Source organism: Leptolyngbya sp. 'hensonii', from assembly GCF_001939115.1.
GTDB lineage: Bacteria > Cyanobacteriota > Cyanobacteriia.
On record NZ_MQTZ01000042.1, the window covers coordinates 59,296 to 75,106 of the forward strand.

Consider the following 15,811-nt stretch of genomic DNA (forward strand, 5'->3'; position numbering starts at 1 on the left):
GGCCGGATGGATGGCTATTCAAATTTGTAATGCTTACGCACCGGACTGAGGATATTCCAGGTACAGGACATTCCCGTTGGAAAAACTACGAGATCCCCTTGACCGATCGAGACGGGAGAGCCTCCCTCTGGGGTCACTTCCACAGCACCCTCCAGCAAATAACAGGTTTCCTGAGCCTCATAGGTCCAGGGAAATTCAGAAATTTCTTTGGACCAGGTGGGCCAGGTCGAAACCCCCAATTGAGTCAGATGGTCTGCCGTGGGGTGATGATCGACCTGAATGTGCAATTCCTGGGTGTCCATGGCTATAGGGTCCTCACAACGTTGGGTTCATTGCCGCAAACAGGGCAGAATAGTCTTCATTCGCCAGGTTCAGGGCGATCGCCTGTTCCAAGATCTCCTCTACGCCTACAACATTGGCCACATTCAAACCTGCAGCCTCAGCAGTTTTTATAAATAACTGTATGTCTTTCAGCAGATGCTTGGTGGGGAAATTGGGTTGAGCAAAATTCTGGTCTACCATCCGTTGCAGCTTCTTATCAAAGGTAGGGGCATAGAGGGCACTCTGTCGCAGGATCTCCATAAAGACCTCAACCTCAATTCCCTGGCGTAGCACCAGCCCCAGGCTGGCTGCAAAAGCGGTGGTCAGGGAACCAATCAACTGATTCAGGGCCAGTTTGAGGGCTGCTGCCGTCCCTATTGGTCCAATCAGGCGGGGAGCTGGGCTCAAATGCTGCAGTAACCCGATCCACTGCTCAAACTGGGCTGGGGATGCACCGACCATGATCTGTAACTGGCCAGAACGGGCCTCTCCAATACTTCCCAGCACCGGAGCCTCCAGATAGTCTCCACCAGCAGCGGTAATCTCAGCTCCGATCGTCTGACTGTCCTGGGGTGAGATAGTCCCCATCTGGATGACGGTGTGATCGGCCAGCAGTGCTTGCGTGCTCCCAGTGAGCAATACTGTCCGAATGGCGTCTGCATCCGTCAACATGAGCAGAATCACCTCTGTTTGCTGCAGGACTTCAGCCGGAGAGCTGGCAATCCTCGCGCCCTGGGTCTCCAGCGCCGCCAGTCGAGTTGGGGTTCGATTATAGGCCATCACAGGAATTTGACGATCGAGCAGGCGCTCAACCATAGCCGAACCCATCAGGCCAGCCCCCATCAACCCCACTGACATAGAACAGTCCTTATTCATCCGACTCTTCCTGGAATAATACTTCCGCAGGTTTGTTCTGAGAAATGGGGATCTCGATCCAGAATTCTGCCCCCTGCCCGATCTCAGACAAACATTTCAATGACCCATGGTGCTTGTCTACAACAATCTGATAGCTGATGGACAGCCCCAGCCCCGTCCCCTTACCCACCGGTTTGGTGGTAAAAAAGGGATCGAAGAGTTTGGACTGGACTTCTGGGGCAATGCCAGGACCATTGTCCTGAAAGCAGATAAAGACCCGCTCCTGATCATGGGTGATGCCGGTACGAATCATAATGGCAGGGGATGGGCCTGCTTCGGCAGGGTAGAGCGATGGTGGGGCAGAATCTAAAGCTTGCCCATTGCCCTCTAGCCTGTCCTCAGCATCAGTCCCAAATCGGGCAATCAGGGCATCGATCGAGTTACTGAGAATGTTCATGAACACTTGATTGAGTTGACCAGCATAACACTCTACGGGCGGCAGGTCTCCGTAATTTTTCGCTACCTCAATCGCCGGATGATTGGCTGTTGCCTTCAGCCGATTTTGCAGGATTAAGAGTGTGCTATCGATCCCTTCGTGGATGTTGACGTACTTCATTTCCGCCTCATCCAGGCGCGAGAAGTTGCGCAGGGAGAGCACAATTTCGCGGATCCGATCGGCCCCAATCCGCATCGATGTCAACATTTTCTGCAGATCTTCGACCAGAAATTCCAGGTCAATTTCCTCCTCCATGGCCTGAATTTCAGGGTCATGGGTCGGACTCTTCCGCTGATATAGCTCAATCAGATTCAGCAGATCCTGAGTATAGCTACTGGCATGGGGCAGATTACCGTAAATGAAATTGATCGGATTATTAATTTCATGGGCAATCCCAGCGACCATCTGCCCTAAGCCCGACATCTTTTCCGTTTGAATCAACTGCGCCTGAGTCTGCTGCAAAGCCTGGAATGCCTTGGCCGATCGGGCCATTTCCTGGCGCAAGCGCTTCTCGTTAACCGTTACCTGGCCCAAAAGGTTGTAGAACGAGATGGTTAACCGTCCCAGTTCATCTTCCCGCCCCATCAGTTCTTCCCCTTTCAGGCTGGTTTCTGCCAAGCGGTTGCACTCATCCATAATGGGTTGCAATCGACGATTGAGGTTACGCACGAACTGAATCACCACAATCAGCAGAAAGGCGGCGGCAAAGAAAGCAGCCAGTAAGGTTCCGCCAGCCGTTAAGCGGAGCAGAGGACCGTAGACCACTGACTGGGGTACGGAGGCCAGCAAGATCCAGCCAGTATTAGGAATTTTGCGATAAGCCCAAAACTCCCGCTTCCCCTGACTGTCGGTCCAGGACACAATACCGCTATTCGTGGCCTGCAGTTCCGTCTGGATTTGCTCCCAGAGCTGGGCATAGTTATTAATCTGGGGAAAAGGCTTGAGGGCCAGCGCTGCATCAGGATTTGGGGGATAGGCAACAAGCTTCCCCTGGCTACTGACCAGAACAAAATAGCCATCATCTTGAATCACAGGGACTGAAAGGATACCACTCAGAAACCCTAATTCGATATCCTGCCCCAAAACCCCCAGCAATTGACCTTTAGCACTGTAGAAAGGGAGAGAATAACTAGTGGTGACAAAAGTACGAGGCGGATCAACAGTGGTTTCCTCATAGCTAACCGGCTCCAGCCAGATACCCTTACAGAGATTGATGGATGAAAGCTGCTGGCAGGCTGCGATCGGTTTACGGAAGTAACCCTCCTTAAAGTTGGCTGGATCGGATTCTCCGCCTTTGGCGGTCACGGTCCCGTCACTGGCTTTAATGGCCCAGGGATAGGCGTACTTACGGGAGGGGATGATCAACCGATTTTCTGGGGGTTGGCCAAAACCCAATCCTGTAGCCAGGGGAGATCTTTTCAGCGCCCCCCGGATCAGGTTGACGTACACCTCTTCCCGTTTTTCTCCGGCTTCGTAGAAGGTAATGGCCGAAGTTGCCACCAGACGGGCCGAGTTTTCAACCGTATCAAAACTCCCTTCCAGGGATTTGGCCTTGACATCCAATCGAGCAATCAATTCATCCTGAGCCTGTTGCACCAGCCTTTGATAGAACAGATAGGAGGCGCAGCCCAGACCAATCAGAGAGCCGCACAAAACCGAAAGAAACAGGCGCAGGCCAACCGAATTTAATAGGGAAACCCGCCATTTACGTTTTGGAGGTGAGTCGGAAGCAGTAACCTGCATAGTCTCTTAAATTAGGTCTGAATCCCCAGCAGGCCCAAATCTCCAGCAACAGAGAGAGGGATCAGAGGATAGGTGTCCATATGCCCTATATCATAATGGGCCATATCCAACCCAATTGGATGAGGCTTCACCCAATCTGTACAAACCTCCTGCCAGAAATCCCTTTCAGCATACTACTGCATGGGTACCATCCGTTCTGAGGCTGAAACCCCTAATTCAACTGACAGCTTTGAGGGGGCGAGTCCGATCGTAGTAACAATTCAGAATCGACTCCATCGGCGTTTGGCCAGAGGCCACCCAAACTAATTTCTCCCAGGCAATCTCGTCAATCAGCACTTTTAGGGGCTGATCAACCTGATTAAAACGGGTAAAGGCAGCGGCTGCTTTCCGATCCCACTCCGGGTAATAGCGCAGGATATCATCCGGCAAAACGCGGGTGCGATCGCAGCCTGATTCTGGGAAACAGTCAAAGGGTTTATCCAGATTGAAGTAACCGTAATCATCCGTCAGCTCTTCTCCGGGGTAAATATCCCGGGCTGCCAGTTCCAGACTGTATGCTGTGCCAATATTGCTGGAGTTAAAACTATGATTGACAAACTTAGCAATATCCCAACAAAGAATGTATTTTCCCTGCTCGTCCCGATAGGAATACTTGAGCAGGCGTTCCCGCAACACAGGTGGGGTCGAAAATACATAGGATTCATCCAACCTCTGGTCCAGATCGTCCAGAACCCAGGTAATCGTCCCTTTGGGAATAAATTGTGTCGCGAACACGCCAAATCCAATCTGGTGATTGATAAAGCGAAGTTCAGTGTGGGGGTGCATCATAGGGCGAAACCAGTCGGAGACTCTCAAAATTGACGTTAACATGAGTATTCCCGCATGGTGGGGCGGGACTGACAGATTCTCAGGTGGGCCATTGGCCCGTGATGATTGCAAGTATGACCATGGAGACTGCAGATGTTCTTATTCCTCTCAAAATTACTGCCTCTGTTTTTGTATCCCCTCGGCCTGACTTGCCTCCTGATGGTGGTGGCCCTGGTTCTGATCTGGAAGCGTCCCCGTTTGGCTGCAGGTGTTATTGCGCTGGGATTGGGGGTTTTGTTACTCTCCAGCAGCAGTTGGGTCTCTGGCCAGTTGCTCAAATCTCTGGAGTGGCAGTCCCTGCCCACAACCCTACCCCAGGCAGATGCGATCGTGGTGTTGGGTGGTTGCACCCGTCCTCCCTTACAGCCCCGACCTGGCGTAGATGTTACGGATGCGGGCGATCGGGTCATTTATGGTGCCCAGTTGTATCGTCAGGGCAAGGCCCCCTACCTGGTTCTTAGTGGTGGACGAATTGACTGGCGTCAGGGTGGTCCCCCGGAGTCCAGTGACATGGCGGACTTATCCCAACAATTGGGAGTCCCAGCCACCGCAATTCTGCAAGATCCGACTTCCTTTAACACCCATGAGAATGCTGTGAATGTCAAAAAAATCCTGCAGGAAAAAGGGCTGCAGCGGGTATTGCTGGTGACCACTGCGACCCACATGCCCCGATCCCGATTGATCTTTAAACATGAGGGAATCGATGCCATCCCTGCTCCCACAGACTTCATCATGACCTATCAGCCTGCCTCAGAAACCTCCGAGGGAAGCTGGCAGAGCGTTATCTTGGATTTGATTCCAGATGCAGAACGGCTAGGATTCACCACCCGGGCCCTGAAAGAATACCTCGGGATTGCGATTTACCGACTACGCGGTTGGCTGTAACTGAGGGGCTAAAATCTGCAGTCGGAGTTGCTGGCGAAACTCTGGACTGAGATAGCGCTGTTGTAGAGGTCGCCAGGTTTGCCAGAGCTCAATGCGGAGTTGATGCAAGTACTGCAACAAACTGGGGAATTCCTCTTTCAAATTAACGTTCAGTCGATCGACTAGAAATTCCTGCAACACAGCACTGTCCTGCAGTTGGCCCAGAAGATCCTGAATAGTCTTAAAATCCCTGATTTGATCCGCATATGCTGGCCCGTAGAAGTTAGCAAAGAATTCGGCCTGATATCGGACACCTTTCATCTGTTTTCTCAGATCATGGAGAACTTCGCTGTACCGTTCCAGGTCACGATCGATCGCCTGCGTTCCAGATTTCTTCAAAATCTTCATCTGACCTTCCCGGAAGGTCGTCGCAACCATCCAGGCTGGGTGCAGCAGCAGACAACTGATTAAGGGGGCCAGGAGATCGGGGACAATCTGGGTGATGGGAATCTGGGCTAAGGGTGTATAAGAGGGGTGTTTCAGCCAGCTCTGCAAGGTTTGCTTCAGGGTCGTGTAGGTCTCACCCTGTAAAGTTTTTTGCAGGCGAGCAAAGGCTTTCACCCGCTGGCGTTGCATCCCCTCCAGAACCCGCTGAAACTTTTTCTGCTCCGACTCTGAGAGATGGGGGGCATATCGGGTTTGCAAGTCGGCAGAGAGAACATCCAGATCCCGAACTGTACCTAAAATTCTAGAGACTTTAGCAATAGCCTTTCCCGTTAGTTCTGAGGGCAATTCCAGGACAGTGTCAAACACATGCAATGCAGTTCGCAGGCGGCGCATCGCCACACGCATTTCGTGCAGCGGCTCTGGGTCAACATCTTGAAGCACAGCAGATTCTAGCTTGAGCAGCTTTTTATACTGCTGTTGAATCATTTGATGGGCATAGTCACCATAGGTTGCCTGCTTTTCTGCTGTGACAGTCTGCGTTTTCATGGTGATATCCCTGCAAGATCAAAGTTGGTAGCTCTTCCAGTCTAAATCTTCCCCAGGCTGACTGTCTCACGGACCTCCTGATTCTTAATTAGGGCGAGACCTGCTCTGTGCCCTACTTTTGCTCAGGATGTTCCACTGCGGGGGATGGTACCCCTAAATGATTAATCGCACCAATCAACTGATAGAGACGACCCAGGTCCCGTTGATTGAAAAACAGCGCCAACCTCGGAAGCTTGCTGGTTTCATCCAGGGTCTCCTGGGGCAAAGCCTGGGTTTTCTCAATTCGACCTTGAACTAAGATATCGCTGAATCGATCGTTCAAAAGTTGGACATCCCCTTCTGTTAGATCAGTCTTGAGGCGAATGATCAGCTGATTGCCCACGTAACGACAGGAATGATAAACCCGATAAAAACTGCTGATCGCCTGACAGGCCACATCCAAATCATCGGTAATTGTAAACAGGCTGGTATCTTCGGGACTGATCAACCGATTCTGAATCAGTTCTTCTTCAATATAATCCCGCCATCTCCGCCAGTAAGTCCCACCCGGACGATCAATCAGGACTAGGGGTAAGGGGGGAGATTTTCCTGTCTGGCAGAGGGTGAGGCATTCAAAAGCCTCATCTAAGGTGCCAAAGCCACCTGGGAATAGGGCCAGAGCATCACTCTCCCGCAGAAAGAAGAGTTTGCGAGTGAAAAAGTATTTGAAGTGAATGAGTTTGCGATCGTCTTGAATGAACGGATTAGCTCCCTGCTCAAAAGGGAGTTGAATGTTTAGACCAAAGGATTTTTCTGGCCCAGCTCCTTCATTCCCCGCCTGCATAATGCCCCCGCCCGCCCCCGTCATGATCATAAAACCCTGTTGGGTCACCTGACGGGAAAACTCTACGGCCATGCGATATTCCGGCGTATCTGCAAGGATGCGCGCTGAACCGAAAATGGTGACTTTACGAATGTGGCGATAGGCATAGAAAGTCTTAAAAGCTCGCTCCATATCTTGCAGAGAAGCGGTCAAGATTTTCCAATCTAATCGTCCAATCTCATGGGTTGTAATTCGCAGTAGGCTTGTCAGCGCCTGCTGAATCAGCTCACCCTGTTCTAGAGACGGAAGCCGTTCAATGAGTTCATTGACTTCAGTCTGTAGAGACTCAAGTTCCTTGCGGTGGAAAGATAAGGCCATGGATTCCTCGGATTTGCCAGACTAAGTCAGACTAAAAATGCCCCAGGTTTAACCCTAAGGCACTTAACAGGCAAACGGAAAGTATGGAAAAGGCTAGCTGAAAACCTCTAGCTCAGTGGCAGGAGCTAAAGCCACTCTACGTTAGAGTTAATTACGTTAGCGTCAATTACGTTAGCGTTAATTACGTTAGAGTTAATTACGTTAGCGTTAATTACGTTAGCGTTAATTATGTTGGAGTTAACAATTCAGGACTGTGAATCAGGCGAAAAAATGAAGCCCCCGGCAGGCAAATCTGACAGGGAAAGGATTTCTGCCTGACACGATTCCTGCAACCTCTAGCCTGAGGTGAACCACTGAATGCCAATTCAGATTGGCAGGGTTTTCCTAAATATACTTTTCCAAAGTGTTTGCAAGCGTTGTCTTAGGAACAGCACCAACAACCATATCCACCCTTTGACCACCCTTGAAGATCATGAGAGTCGGGATGCTGCGAATACCATAAGTAGTAGCAACACTGGGGTTTTCATCCGTGTTGACCTTTACTACCTTCACCTGACCTTCATACTGTTGAGCGATTTCATCGACGACCGGAGCAACCATGCGGCAGGGGCCACACCAAGGAGCCCAAAAATCAACAAGTACGGGGATGTCACTCTTAAGAACTTCTTGCTCAAATGTAGAATCTGTAACTTGCACAGCTACTGACATGCCTGACAAACCTTAACTGGAGTATTTTCTTAGAATTCTAACATAGTGCCGACGGTCGATTCTTGTCCCAAAGTTTATACATTTAGATACATTTAGACATAGGATTGATGACCCGGAACGCTAGCAAATTAAAGTTATCCCAGACATCATTGCCATTTGCATTCATTGCTGTTTAATCGTTGTTTAATAAATGCTGGGTCAATAAAGCGGTTTAATAGAGATAAGGAACCGCCCGAACCGAAGTCCGGGCGGAGTGTGGTGTGAGGAGTGAACGGAAACATTCGTCTCCGCTATTTCTATTTTAGGCGACGGTTGCAGATTTTCCAGTGGTTCCCCAAAAGACTAAAAACTTTTAAGCTTTCTTTAGGAAAGGGGCAGTAATTACAAAAAATTGTCAGCCTAAATTTTGCCCCCCTCGATAGCGTAAGTATGACAGCGCCATTTTTAACCAAGACGTCCGTAACCTCTGCTTGCCTGGGGGGTACTGTGCAAACCTACCGGTGGAACTGGAAAGGCAAACCAGTTCAAATCACGTACGAAATTTTGGGGGAGGGCCAGCCAATCCTGCTCCTTCCTGCCTTCAGTACTGTCTCCAGCCGCACTGAAATGCGTGGCTTGGCGGAGTTGCTGGCTACTGAGTATCAAGTTTTTGCGCTGGATTGGCCAGGGTTCGGACAGTCCGATCGACCGGCTCTACAATACAAACCGGCTTTCTATCAGGGGTTTTTGCGGGATTTTGTCCAGGCCACTTTTAGCGCACCTGTGGTGGTGATTGCAGCGGGGCATGCTGCCGGATATGTGATGAAACTGGCTCAGCAACAGCCTCCTTTGTGGTCATGGGTTGTGCTGGTGGCTCCCACTTGGCGAGGCCCCCTGCCCACCGCCATGGGGGAACATCGCCGGATTTATCGCAGCCTGCAGTTTCTGGTCAACTTGCCATTTGTGGGTCAATTTCTCTACCTCCTGAATACCTTTCCTGGCTTGCTCTACCTGATGTATCGACGGCATGTCTATGCCAGCGCCAAAAAAGTAACCCGCTCCCTCATCTGGCGCAAGTGGCAAACGACTCAAAGATGGGGAGCCCGCTTTGCTTCCGTTGCCTTTGTTACGGGGGCTCTCGATCCAGTCCGACAGCGGGATGACTTCATGGCCTACTTCCAGCCGTTACCAGTACCGGTGCTGGTTGCGATCGGTGAGCAAACGCCACCAAAATCACGCCGGGAGATGGAGTTTCTGGCCCATTTCTCCGGGGCTCAGGTGTGTCGCTTGCCAGGTTCCTTAGGCCTGCATGAGGAAAATCCAGACCTCCTGATCGCTGAGATTCTGCCCTTCATGAGAAAATATCTATCCTGAAAGCAAGGAATCCTACAGATGGCCCATCCTCCATCTGTACCGCGATCGCAGCGATGCCAAGCTAATTGAGATCCGCCAGCTTAATACGCGGATCTGCTGTTTTCAGTAGCAAGTCTGCCAGCAGGTTACCCGCAATCAACATGACTGCCCCCATCATCAAGCTAGCCATAACCAGGTAAATGTCCTGGGCATAGACGGCCTGCAAAATCAACCGACCCAGACCGGGCCAGTTGAAGAAAAATTCAGCGATGAAGGCCCCACTCAGCAGACTGGAAAATTCAAACCCCAGTAGGGTAATCAAAGGATTAATCGCATTCCGGAGGGCATGCACGTAAATTACCTTATTTTCCGGCAACCCCTTTGCTCGGGCAGTCTGGATATAATCCTGTCGCAGCACATCCAGCAGTTCCCCTCGGGTAATGCGTTGCAGCCCCGCAAAGCTGATGATACTCAGGGCGATCGTGGGCAGAATCAGATGCCAGCCCAGATCCAGAATTTTACCCAGAAGGGTCAGGTCGGCATGGTCAATGCTAGTCATATCCCCAACGGGAAAAAGTGGTGAGGTCATTTGGGCCAGGAACAGCAAAGCCAGGGCCGTGATAAAGCTGGGAAAGCCCTGACCTGTGTAGCTGAGCACCTGCAGGACCCGATCGATCCCGCGATTCTGATTCACCGCTGCGACGATCCCCAGCGGAATTGCGATCGCCCAGGTGACGATCAGGGAAGCAAAAGCCATCAAGAGGGTGGCCGGAATCCTTTCCCACAGCAGCGACGCAACCGATCTCTGATAGATGAAACTGGTCCCAAAGTTGCCCTGGGTCAGGATTTGCGTCAGCCAGCGCCAATACTGACCGGCCCAGCAAATCACCTCAGCCAACCAGCCAGGCCCTTGGAATTGGCCAACAAAGAGCTTGGCCCAGGTGCAATCCAGGCCAAATTGCTGACGCAATAGATCGATCGTCTCTGGTTTAATCTTGGGATTCTGCTTCAGGGTGTCCAGGTAATCTCCCGGAGCCAGTTGAATGATGAAAAAGCACAGGGCTGAGGCCAGGAAGAGGGTGAACAGAGCCTGTAAAAATCGCTTCAGAATATAAACAGCCGTTTCACCGGTGAGTGCTGCTACCAGGTTGTCCCAGGCTGACTGTAGTCCACGACGTTCAGATACGGTCATTTCTCTCGCAAATTTAATACTCAACCAGGGTCACGATCGGAACATCTGCGGGTAACCGCTTCCGCCCCTCCAGGTCGCGTAGTTCGATGATAAAGCCAAACCCGACCAGACTGCAGCCGCTGCGCTCCACCAGTTGAGCAGTGGCCACAGCCGTCCCCCCCGTGGCAATCAGGTCATCCACAATCAGCACCCGAGCTCCGTCATGCAGGGCGTCCTGATGCATTTCCAGGCGATCCATGCCGTATTCCAACTCATATTCAACCGTATGGACTGCAGCTGGTAATTTGCCTGGTTTCCGCACCGGGATAAATCCTGCTTCTAAGCGATAAGCCAGGGGAGCGCCAAAAATAAAACCCCGGGATTCCATACCAATCACATAATCCACCCCAAAGTCAGCACATTGCTCTGCCAGATAATCAATGGTGTATTGTAATCCCTGGGGATTTCTCAGCAGGGTAGTGATATCTCGAAACAGGATACCGGGTTTCGGAAAATCGGGAATTTCGCGAATCAGGGCTTTGAGGTCCATAAAACCAAATATTCTTAAAACAAATGCCACCGAAATCCTATACCACAGTTAGGCAGACGCACACCGTACCCATCTACACATTCCTACCTGAGCGGCTGTCCTGAACGGGTCCAACAGGAAACCTGTCGGATAGACTTAAAACGGGATAGACTTAAATGCTGAAATGATTCCAGCAGACTGGGGGAATCCTATATAAGATGGATCCGAGATCGTTGGGATTGTGAGATCCTGATTTGGGTAGAATGCTGCTGAAAGTTTCACCGTCAGGGGTTCACTTAACACACCAGTCAGAATGAGTACATCTGTGAATGTAATGTCGTCAACCAGTTCATCTGCGCCAATTGCTCCGCTGATTTTGGAGAGTTTGCCGGCCATCCCATTACCGGATGATGCCTGCCCCCGCCGCCTCCGGTTGATGATTGACCTCATGCTCTTGACGATCGAAGCCCTTGATCTAGGCGGATCTGAAGCAATTCTGGCCGCATCAGAAGAGTTAGAGTTGCAAAGCATTATTAAGAACCGAGTCACCTTGTGGCTGCTTCGGAGTACAAATCCTCTGCGGCGATACAGCCAGCGTCGCCCGCTCCGTCTCATTGAAGCCAAGGCTCTAGTTGCAATCACCTGTCATCTGTCTCGGCGGCTGACTGTGCTCACCCGCCAACTCCTGCTGGCCTATCAGCAACTGGATGAAAAACAGCTTTCCGTCGAACACCATTTCCGCCTGTCTGAATATCTGGAACGGTTTCGGGTTCATTTTTGTCAGCGGATGAATCCCCGTCGCATGGCGATCGTGGCTCAATACACCAGGATTGATATTGCTGCATCTTCCCACCATGATGATAAGGGAACCTACAGTGATGAGGGATTGAATCAGCTGGCGATCTTTTTGCTAGAACGCCTGTTGTTCTGCACCGGCACAGCCGGAATGCAACGGTTCTGGGTTAGCTTATTTGATGGAGAAATTGAATGACGATTCAGCGTCAGTACAGCCTGCCGAACTGCACCCTGACATTACAGGGCCTGGGTGAGGGAGGAGGTTTTGCGATGCAAACCGAGACCCGCCCTCTGATGTCCATTCTCATGAGCGCCGAGTGCTATATCGTCGGGCACGAAAAATCATTGCGTGGGGGAAGAGAGTTCTTCGAGAATCTGGTGGCAACAGTGAGCCACTATGCCCAAGAATTTTTCAGCACCATTGAAAGCCAGGAGCCAGACCGTCACCGGGCTTCCATCGTTCATCTCCAGAACCTGGGTCAGGGACTCCATCAATTGACCGTAAGGCCTCAACCAGGGGATGAAATGGTAACCCCCGTCCAGATTAATCTCACAACCGTGCAACTCTTTGACCTGGTAGAGGCGATCGATCAGTTTTTTGCCGATGCTCAGACCCTGCCAGCCCTGGTGCCCCAGTTGACTCCCCTGCCCAAACGGTTGACCATCAATCGAGAACCTGCGGCGAAACGAGCTTTGCCCGCAGCCCTGGGCATTTCTGGATTGGCAGTTGCTGCTGTGGCTTCTTTCTATCTACCGGTTCCTGAGGTCAAGCCACCCCAGCCCTCCCCCAACGCTGTTGAATCGGGTTCCACGCCAACTCCTGGTGCCTCCAAACCTCCTCAGCCCCAACAGGCTGGGACATCCCCGTCTCCGCAGGCCAGCCCCACCGAAAAACCTGAATCCACAAAACCGGACGATCCGAATGCCGCTGCGACAGCCGGTAATGTGCCCGAAATCTCTGATCTGGCTGTCATTGGGACCCTCCGACAAAAGCTTTACAATCAGATTGATCAGTCCTGGAAAGTGAATCCTGACTTTAAGCAGGCCTTGGAATACCGGGTCAGTGTGAATCAGGAAGGTCAGATCGTCGGTTACAAGCCCCTCAACGATGCGGCCCTGAACAATGCCGACAAAACCCCCTTGCCGAGTCTGAGGAAAATTCCTACTGGGGAATCCCCCCAGCCACCGGCTGCGATCGCCCAGTTCAAGGTGGTCTTCACCTCTGCAGGAGAATTGGATATCAGCTCCTGGAAAGGTTTTGCGGCAGCCCCTGCCGCCGCACCAGAAATCACTGAACCGGCTCAACTGAAGACATTGAACCGGGCACTATATAAGCAGATCAATGAGAAGTGGCAGACGAAACCGGAGTTTCCTAAGGAACTGATTTACCGGGTTGAGGTGGATGAAAATGGGGTGTTAGCCCATTATGAGCCCGTGAATCAACCTGCCTATGACTACGTTCAGGACATTCCCCTGCCTGAACTGGTGAAGGCAGTTTCCCCTGAAAACCCTAAGGGCACGGCCCCCAGGAAAGGGCTGTTCAAGGTTGTTTTCCAGCCGAATGGTGTACTCCAGGTTAGTCCATGGCGGGGCTATCGTTAGGACCCAATGCCCTCAGAGGTTTGACCGCTGCCTCCTTTAGGGATGGATGATCCCATCTGCCATGGTGGCTCCACTCAGGTTCGTCCCCTCTAAATTTGCTTTCCAGAGATTGGCCCCCAGCAAATTGGCCTGTCGCAAGTCTGCCTTTTTTAGGTTCGCTGTAATCAGATTGGCCCCACTCAAATCAACTTCCCTCAAATGGGTCTCAATCAAAATCGCGCCGACCAGATCGGTAAGCCCCATATCAGCGTGATTGACTTTGGCCTGACTCAAATTAGCTCCATTCAAATTTGCTTTCCAGAGTCGGGCGGTGATTAGTTTTGTGTGGGTTAAGTTGGCTTTACAGAGCTCAGCCACAATCAAATTAGCGTGACTCAAGTTTGCCTCGCTCAGATTCGCCCCCGTAAGATTGACTGCAGTCAAAGAGGCATAACTTAAATTGGCACCCCGCAAATTCGCTCTAAACAGATTGGCGCGGCTTAAATCAGCATTCGCGAGATTGGCCTCCGCGAGATTGATTTCGCTCAGGTTAGCTCTGTAAAGATTCGCTTTACCCAGGTCTATTCTACTGAAGTCTCTTTCCCCTGCTGCGTATCGCTTCAGAAGCTCATCAATATCCATGCGGCCTATATCTCAATCAATGACTGCAGTTTTGAATTTCTTCCATAAAACTACAATCTAATCTTCTGAACTACTACCTTAATAGCAGGATATTCCATCGTAAACCATCCTGGAAATTCAGCAGCTTCTACTAATCGAGCAATGTCCGATCAGCCCGTTTAAACTAGCACGGGCATCCTGCCCGTTTCTATAAAAGATTTGTCAGGCAGTCAGGTCCCCAAGTCATGAGAGAGAACTGAGTTCCGATCAGTTCCGAGTCTATGGCATGAAAAATTACTAGAGAATAAAGTAAGGAAAAAAGGTGACGATCGTTCACCTGCATTCCAATCAGAACTGAGTAGGAGCATTGAACCTGCCGTGAATCCTAATCGGACAGGATCCGATAACCTCTCGACCCATCGTATCCCAGCTAAGAATCCCTGGTTGGCCGTCAACCTATCGATGCTGTTTCCTGGCCTGGGTCTGATTTATGCAAATCGGTTTCCTGAAGGCGGCTGTTTTCTGGCCCTTGAACTGGCCGTGCTGACGATCCTGGGCTGGTCTGTTTTTGGAGCTAACGGCAATACTATGGTAGGTCTGGCCCTGATCCTGCCTGCCATTTTCATTTATGTTGCCAGCCTCTTTGAGTCCTATCGCTGTGTGAGTGGAATCAGTATCCTGGCAGCACAGAACAGGCTGAACCGGCAAAAGGATCCCTGGTTTGCGGTTTTTCTCTCTCAATTAATTCCGGGGTTGGGGCATTTCCACCTTGAAGATCTGGTCACAGGCTCTGCCCTGATGGTCTTGACCCTGATCGCCCTGGGTTTGAGCAGTCGCTCTTCCTGGCTTCTGCTGGCTCCTCCCCTACTCTACGCCATTGCCTGCTACCATATCTCCACCGCATTTCAACCACAGTTTCGCTCCAGGCAGCAACTTCTACTGCTCCTGATTACGGCGATCATGGTTTTAAGGTTAACCCTCGGCTCCATCCCCATTTGGGTCCGTTTTTTTGTGGAACCTTTCATTGTTCCCAGTAGTTCCATGTTACCGACACTGCAGGTTGGCGATCGGATCTTTGTGGATAAATCCCCTGCTTACCGCCCCAGGCAGGAAGATCTCATTGTTTTCCAAGCTCCCCAAGCAGCCCTAGCCGGAGACAGCAAAAAGATCAGATTTTACGTAAAACGCATTATTGGCGAACCGGGGCAAATCATCCAGGTGAAAGACTGGCGGGTTTATGTCGATGGTTTGCCACTGCAAGAGAATTACATTGCTGAACCCCCCGCTTATCTCTGGGGACCCAAGACCGTTCCCCCAGGCTCCTATTTTGTCATGGGAGATAATCGCAATGACAGTTTTGATTCCCATGTCTGGGGCTTTCTCTCGCAAAGCCAGATTATTGGTCGAGCTTATAAAATCTACTGGCCCCCCCGACGGATCAAGGCCCTGTAGCCTGAAATTCAAACTCCACCTGACGATTCCATTGTTTGCAGGGATTTCAGGGCAGCGCGACTCTGATACCGATCAGCAAAATGCTGCTTAATCTGAGTTGCATACTCCTGCACAGGTTTAGGGGGGAGCAGTGCCACAAACAGACGCAGTTTGACCAAGTTCATGCCATTAGAAACTCTGGCTTCCACTGAGACAATAGCAGCCAGAGTAAATGTAGACTAGGTATCTTTGAGGAGATATTGGCTTGAAATTATCATTCCAGCCATTGGCAGGACTGTCGTGCAGGCTACCGAGTTGAAGAAA

17 protein-coding genes are annotated in these 15,811 nt (G+C 51.1%); 5 read left to right on the forward strand and 12 right to left on the reverse strand.

Going from position 1 to position 15,811, the window contains the following annotated elements; genetic code table 11:
* Positions 1–14 precede the first annotated feature (14 nt).
* From BST81_RS14480 to BST81_RS14495, 4 genes are all read right to left on the reverse strand, one after another.
* Positions 15–302, reverse strand: a complete 288-nt coding sequence (locus BST81_RS14480) for a cupin domain-containing protein (protein ID WP_083636875.1) — start codon at positions 300–302, stop codon at positions 15–17.
* Between the two features lie 13 nt (positions 303–315).
* On the reverse strand, positions 316–1,179 hold the full coding sequence (locus BST81_RS14485) for an NAD(P)-dependent oxidoreductase (protein WP_075599221.1): 864 nt from the start codon (positions 1,177–1,179) through the stop codon (positions 316–318).
* A 10-nt stretch (positions 1,180–1,189) separates the two neighbouring features.
* Positions 1,190–3,415 (reverse strand): ATP-binding protein, encoded by a 2,226-nt coding sequence (locus tag BST81_RS14490; RefSeq protein WP_075599222.1) that lies wholly within the window; start codon positions 3,413–3,415, stop codon positions 1,190–1,192.
* A gap of 216 nt (positions 3,416–3,631) precedes the next feature.
* Positions 3,632–4,243 carry an SET domain-containing protein gene (locus tag BST81_RS14495; RefSeq protein WP_075599223.1) on the reverse strand — a complete coding sequence of 204 codons (612 nt, stop codon included), beginning with the start codon at positions 4,241–4,243 and terminating at the stop codon, positions 3,632–3,634.
* Positions 4,244–4,375: 132 nt separating this feature from the next.
* Here BST81_RS14495 and BST81_RS14500 point away from each other — a divergent pair, with 132 nt between their 5' ends.
* Positions 4,376–5,167 carry a YdcF family protein gene (locus BST81_RS14500; protein ID WP_075599224.1) on the forward strand — a complete coding sequence of 264 codons (792 nt, stop codon included), beginning with the start codon at positions 4,376–4,378 and terminating at the stop codon, positions 5,165–5,167.
* On the opposite strand, the gene BST81_RS14505 is transcribed toward BST81_RS14500, so the two are convergent.
* The 3 genes from BST81_RS14505 to trxA all read right to left on the reverse strand — a co-directional run bounded on the left by BST81_RS14505 (position 5,150) and on the right by trxA (position 8,027).
* Positions 5,150–6,139: a CHAD domain-containing protein gene (locus tag BST81_RS14505; RefSeq protein ID WP_075599225.1), complete on the reverse strand. Its 990-nt coding sequence runs from the start codon at positions 6,137–6,139 to the stop codon at positions 5,150–5,152. The two genes, BST81_RS14500 and BST81_RS14505, sit on opposite strands and share 18 nt — an antisense overlap.
* A gap of 112 nt (positions 6,140–6,251) precedes the next feature.
* Entirely contained in the window at positions 6,252–7,319 is a 1,068-nt protein-coding gene (locus BST81_RS14510) for an LOG family protein (protein ID WP_075599226.1), read from the reverse strand.
* Positions 7,320–7,703: 384 nt separating this feature from the next.
* Complete coding sequence (trxA, locus tag BST81_RS14515; RefSeq protein WP_075599227.1) at positions 7,704–8,027, reverse strand: thioredoxin; 324 nt, start codon at positions 8,025–8,027, stop codon at positions 7,704–7,706.
* Positions 8,028–8,513: 486 nt separating this feature from the next.
* On the opposite strand from trxA, the gene BST81_RS14520 reads away from it, so the two are divergent.
* Positions 8,514–9,380, forward strand: coding sequence for an alpha/beta hydrolase (locus BST81_RS14520; RefSeq protein ID WP_253188292.1), 867 nt, complete (start codon positions 8,514–8,516; stop codon positions 9,378–9,380).
* Positions 9,381–9,441: 61 nt separating this feature from the next.
* Here the strand turns inward: BST81_RS14520 and BST81_RS14525 are convergent, their stop codons facing one another.
* The 3 genes from BST81_RS14525 to BST81_RS28110 form a co-directional block, all read right to left on the reverse strand.
* Positions 9,442–10,551 (reverse strand): ABC transporter permease, encoded by a 1,110-nt coding sequence (locus BST81_RS14525; RefSeq protein WP_083636876.1) that lies wholly within the window; start codon positions 10,549–10,551, stop codon positions 9,442–9,444.
* A 13-nt stretch (positions 10,552–10,564) separates the two neighbouring features.
* Positions 10,565–11,080, reverse strand: a complete 516-nt coding sequence (locus tag BST81_RS14530; RefSeq protein ID WP_075599229.1) for an adenine phosphoribosyltransferase — start codon at positions 11,078–11,080, stop codon at positions 10,565–10,567.
* Between the two features lie 135 nt (positions 11,081–11,215).
* On the reverse strand, positions 11,216–11,455 hold the full coding sequence (locus tag BST81_RS28110) for a hypothetical protein (RefSeq protein WP_171974763.1): 240 nt from the start codon (positions 11,453–11,455) through the stop codon (positions 11,216–11,218).
* Between BST81_RS28110 and BST81_RS14535 the strand changes: the two genes are divergently transcribed.
* Positions 11,445–12,050 (forward strand): DUF3038 domain-containing protein, encoded by a 606-nt coding sequence (locus BST81_RS14535; protein ID WP_363080110.1) that lies wholly within the window; start codon positions 11,445–11,447, stop codon positions 12,048–12,050. The genes BST81_RS28110 and BST81_RS14535 overlap by 11 nt on opposite strands.
* Entirely contained in the window at positions 12,047–13,456 is a 1,410-nt protein-coding gene (locus tag BST81_RS14540; RefSeq protein WP_075599231.1) for a DUF4335 domain-containing protein, read from the forward strand. Before BST81_RS14535 ends, BST81_RS14540 begins: the two co-directional genes overlap by 4 nt.
* Before the next feature lie 36 nt (positions 13,457–13,492).
* Here the strand turns inward: BST81_RS14540 and BST81_RS14545 are convergent, their stop codons facing one another.
* A complete protein-coding gene (locus BST81_RS14545) occupies positions 13,493–14,077 on the reverse strand; it encodes a pentapeptide repeat-containing protein (RefSeq protein ID WP_075599232.1) in 585 nt (194 codons plus the stop codon).
* 357 nt (positions 14,078–14,434) lie between these two features.
* Here BST81_RS14545 and lepB point away from each other — a divergent pair, with 357 nt between their 5' ends.
* Positions 14,435–15,508 carry a signal peptidase I gene (gene lepB / locus BST81_RS28865; protein WP_083636877.1) on the forward strand — a complete coding sequence of 358 codons (1,074 nt, stop codon included), beginning with the start codon at positions 14,435–14,437 and terminating at the stop codon, positions 15,506–15,508.
* Between the two features lie 8 nt (positions 15,509–15,516).
* Here the strand turns inward: lepB and BST81_RS14555 are convergent, their stop codons facing one another.
* Positions 15,517–15,672: a hypothetical protein gene (locus BST81_RS14555; protein WP_216351346.1), complete on the reverse strand. Its 156-nt coding sequence runs from the start codon at positions 15,670–15,672 to the stop codon at positions 15,517–15,519.
* Positions 15,673–15,811: the final 139 nt, after the last annotated feature.

Excerpts from the sequence above, each read along its gene's own strand:
- trxA (WP_075599227.1), bottom strand. The coding sequence starts at position 8,027 with ATGTCAGTAGCTGTGCAAGTTACAGATTCTACATTTGAGCAAGAAGTT.
- BST81_RS14525 (WP_083636876.1), bottom strand. The coding sequence starts at position 10,551 with ATGACCGTATCTGAACGTCGTGGACTACAGTCAGCCTGGGACAACCTG.
- BST81_RS14500 (WP_075599224.1), top strand. The coding sequence starts at position 4,376 with ATGTTCTTATTCCTCTCAAAATTACTGCCTCTGTTTTTGTATCCCCTC.
- BST81_RS14485 (WP_075599221.1), bottom strand. The coding sequence starts at position 1,179 with ATGTCAGTGGGGTTGATGGGGGCTGGCCTGATGGGTTCGGCTATGGTT.
- BST81_RS14540 (WP_075599231.1), top strand. The coding sequence starts at position 12,047 with ATGACGATTCAGCGTCAGTACAGCCTGCCGAACTGCACCCTGACATTA.
- BST81_RS14490 (WP_075599222.1), bottom strand. The coding sequence starts at position 3,415 with ATGCAGGTTACTGCTTCCGACTCACCTCCAAAACGTAAATGGCGGGTT.
- BST81_RS28110 (WP_171974763.1), bottom strand. The coding sequence starts at position 11,455 with ATGGCCGGCAAACTCTCCAAAATCAGCGGAGCAATTGGCGCAGATGAA.
- BST81_RS14510 (WP_075599226.1), bottom strand. The coding sequence starts at position 7,319 with ATGGCCTTATCTTTCCACCGCAAGGAACTTGAGTCTCTACAGACTGAA.
- BST81_RS14530 (WP_075599229.1), bottom strand. The coding sequence starts at position 11,080 with ATGGACCTCAAAGCCCTGATTCGCGAAATTCCCGATTTTCCGAAACCC.
- BST81_RS14555 (WP_216351346.1), bottom strand. The coding sequence starts at position 15,672 with ATGAACTTGGTCAAACTGCGTCTGTTTGTGGCACTGCTCCCCCCTAAA.
- BST81_RS14495 (WP_075599223.1), bottom strand. The coding sequence starts at position 4,243 with ATGATGCACCCCCACACTGAACTTCGCTTTATCAATCACCAGATTGGA.
- BST81_RS14505 (WP_075599225.1), bottom strand. The coding sequence starts at position 6,139 with ATGAAAACGCAGACTGTCACAGCAGAAAAGCAGGCAACCTATGGTGAC.
- BST81_RS14545 (WP_075599232.1), bottom strand. The coding sequence starts at position 14,077 with ATGGATATTGATGAGCTTCTGAAGCGATACGCAGCAGGGGAAAGAGAC.
- BST81_RS14480 (WP_083636875.1), bottom strand. The coding sequence starts at position 302 with ATGGACACCCAGGAATTGCACATTCAGGTCGATCATCACCCCACGGCA.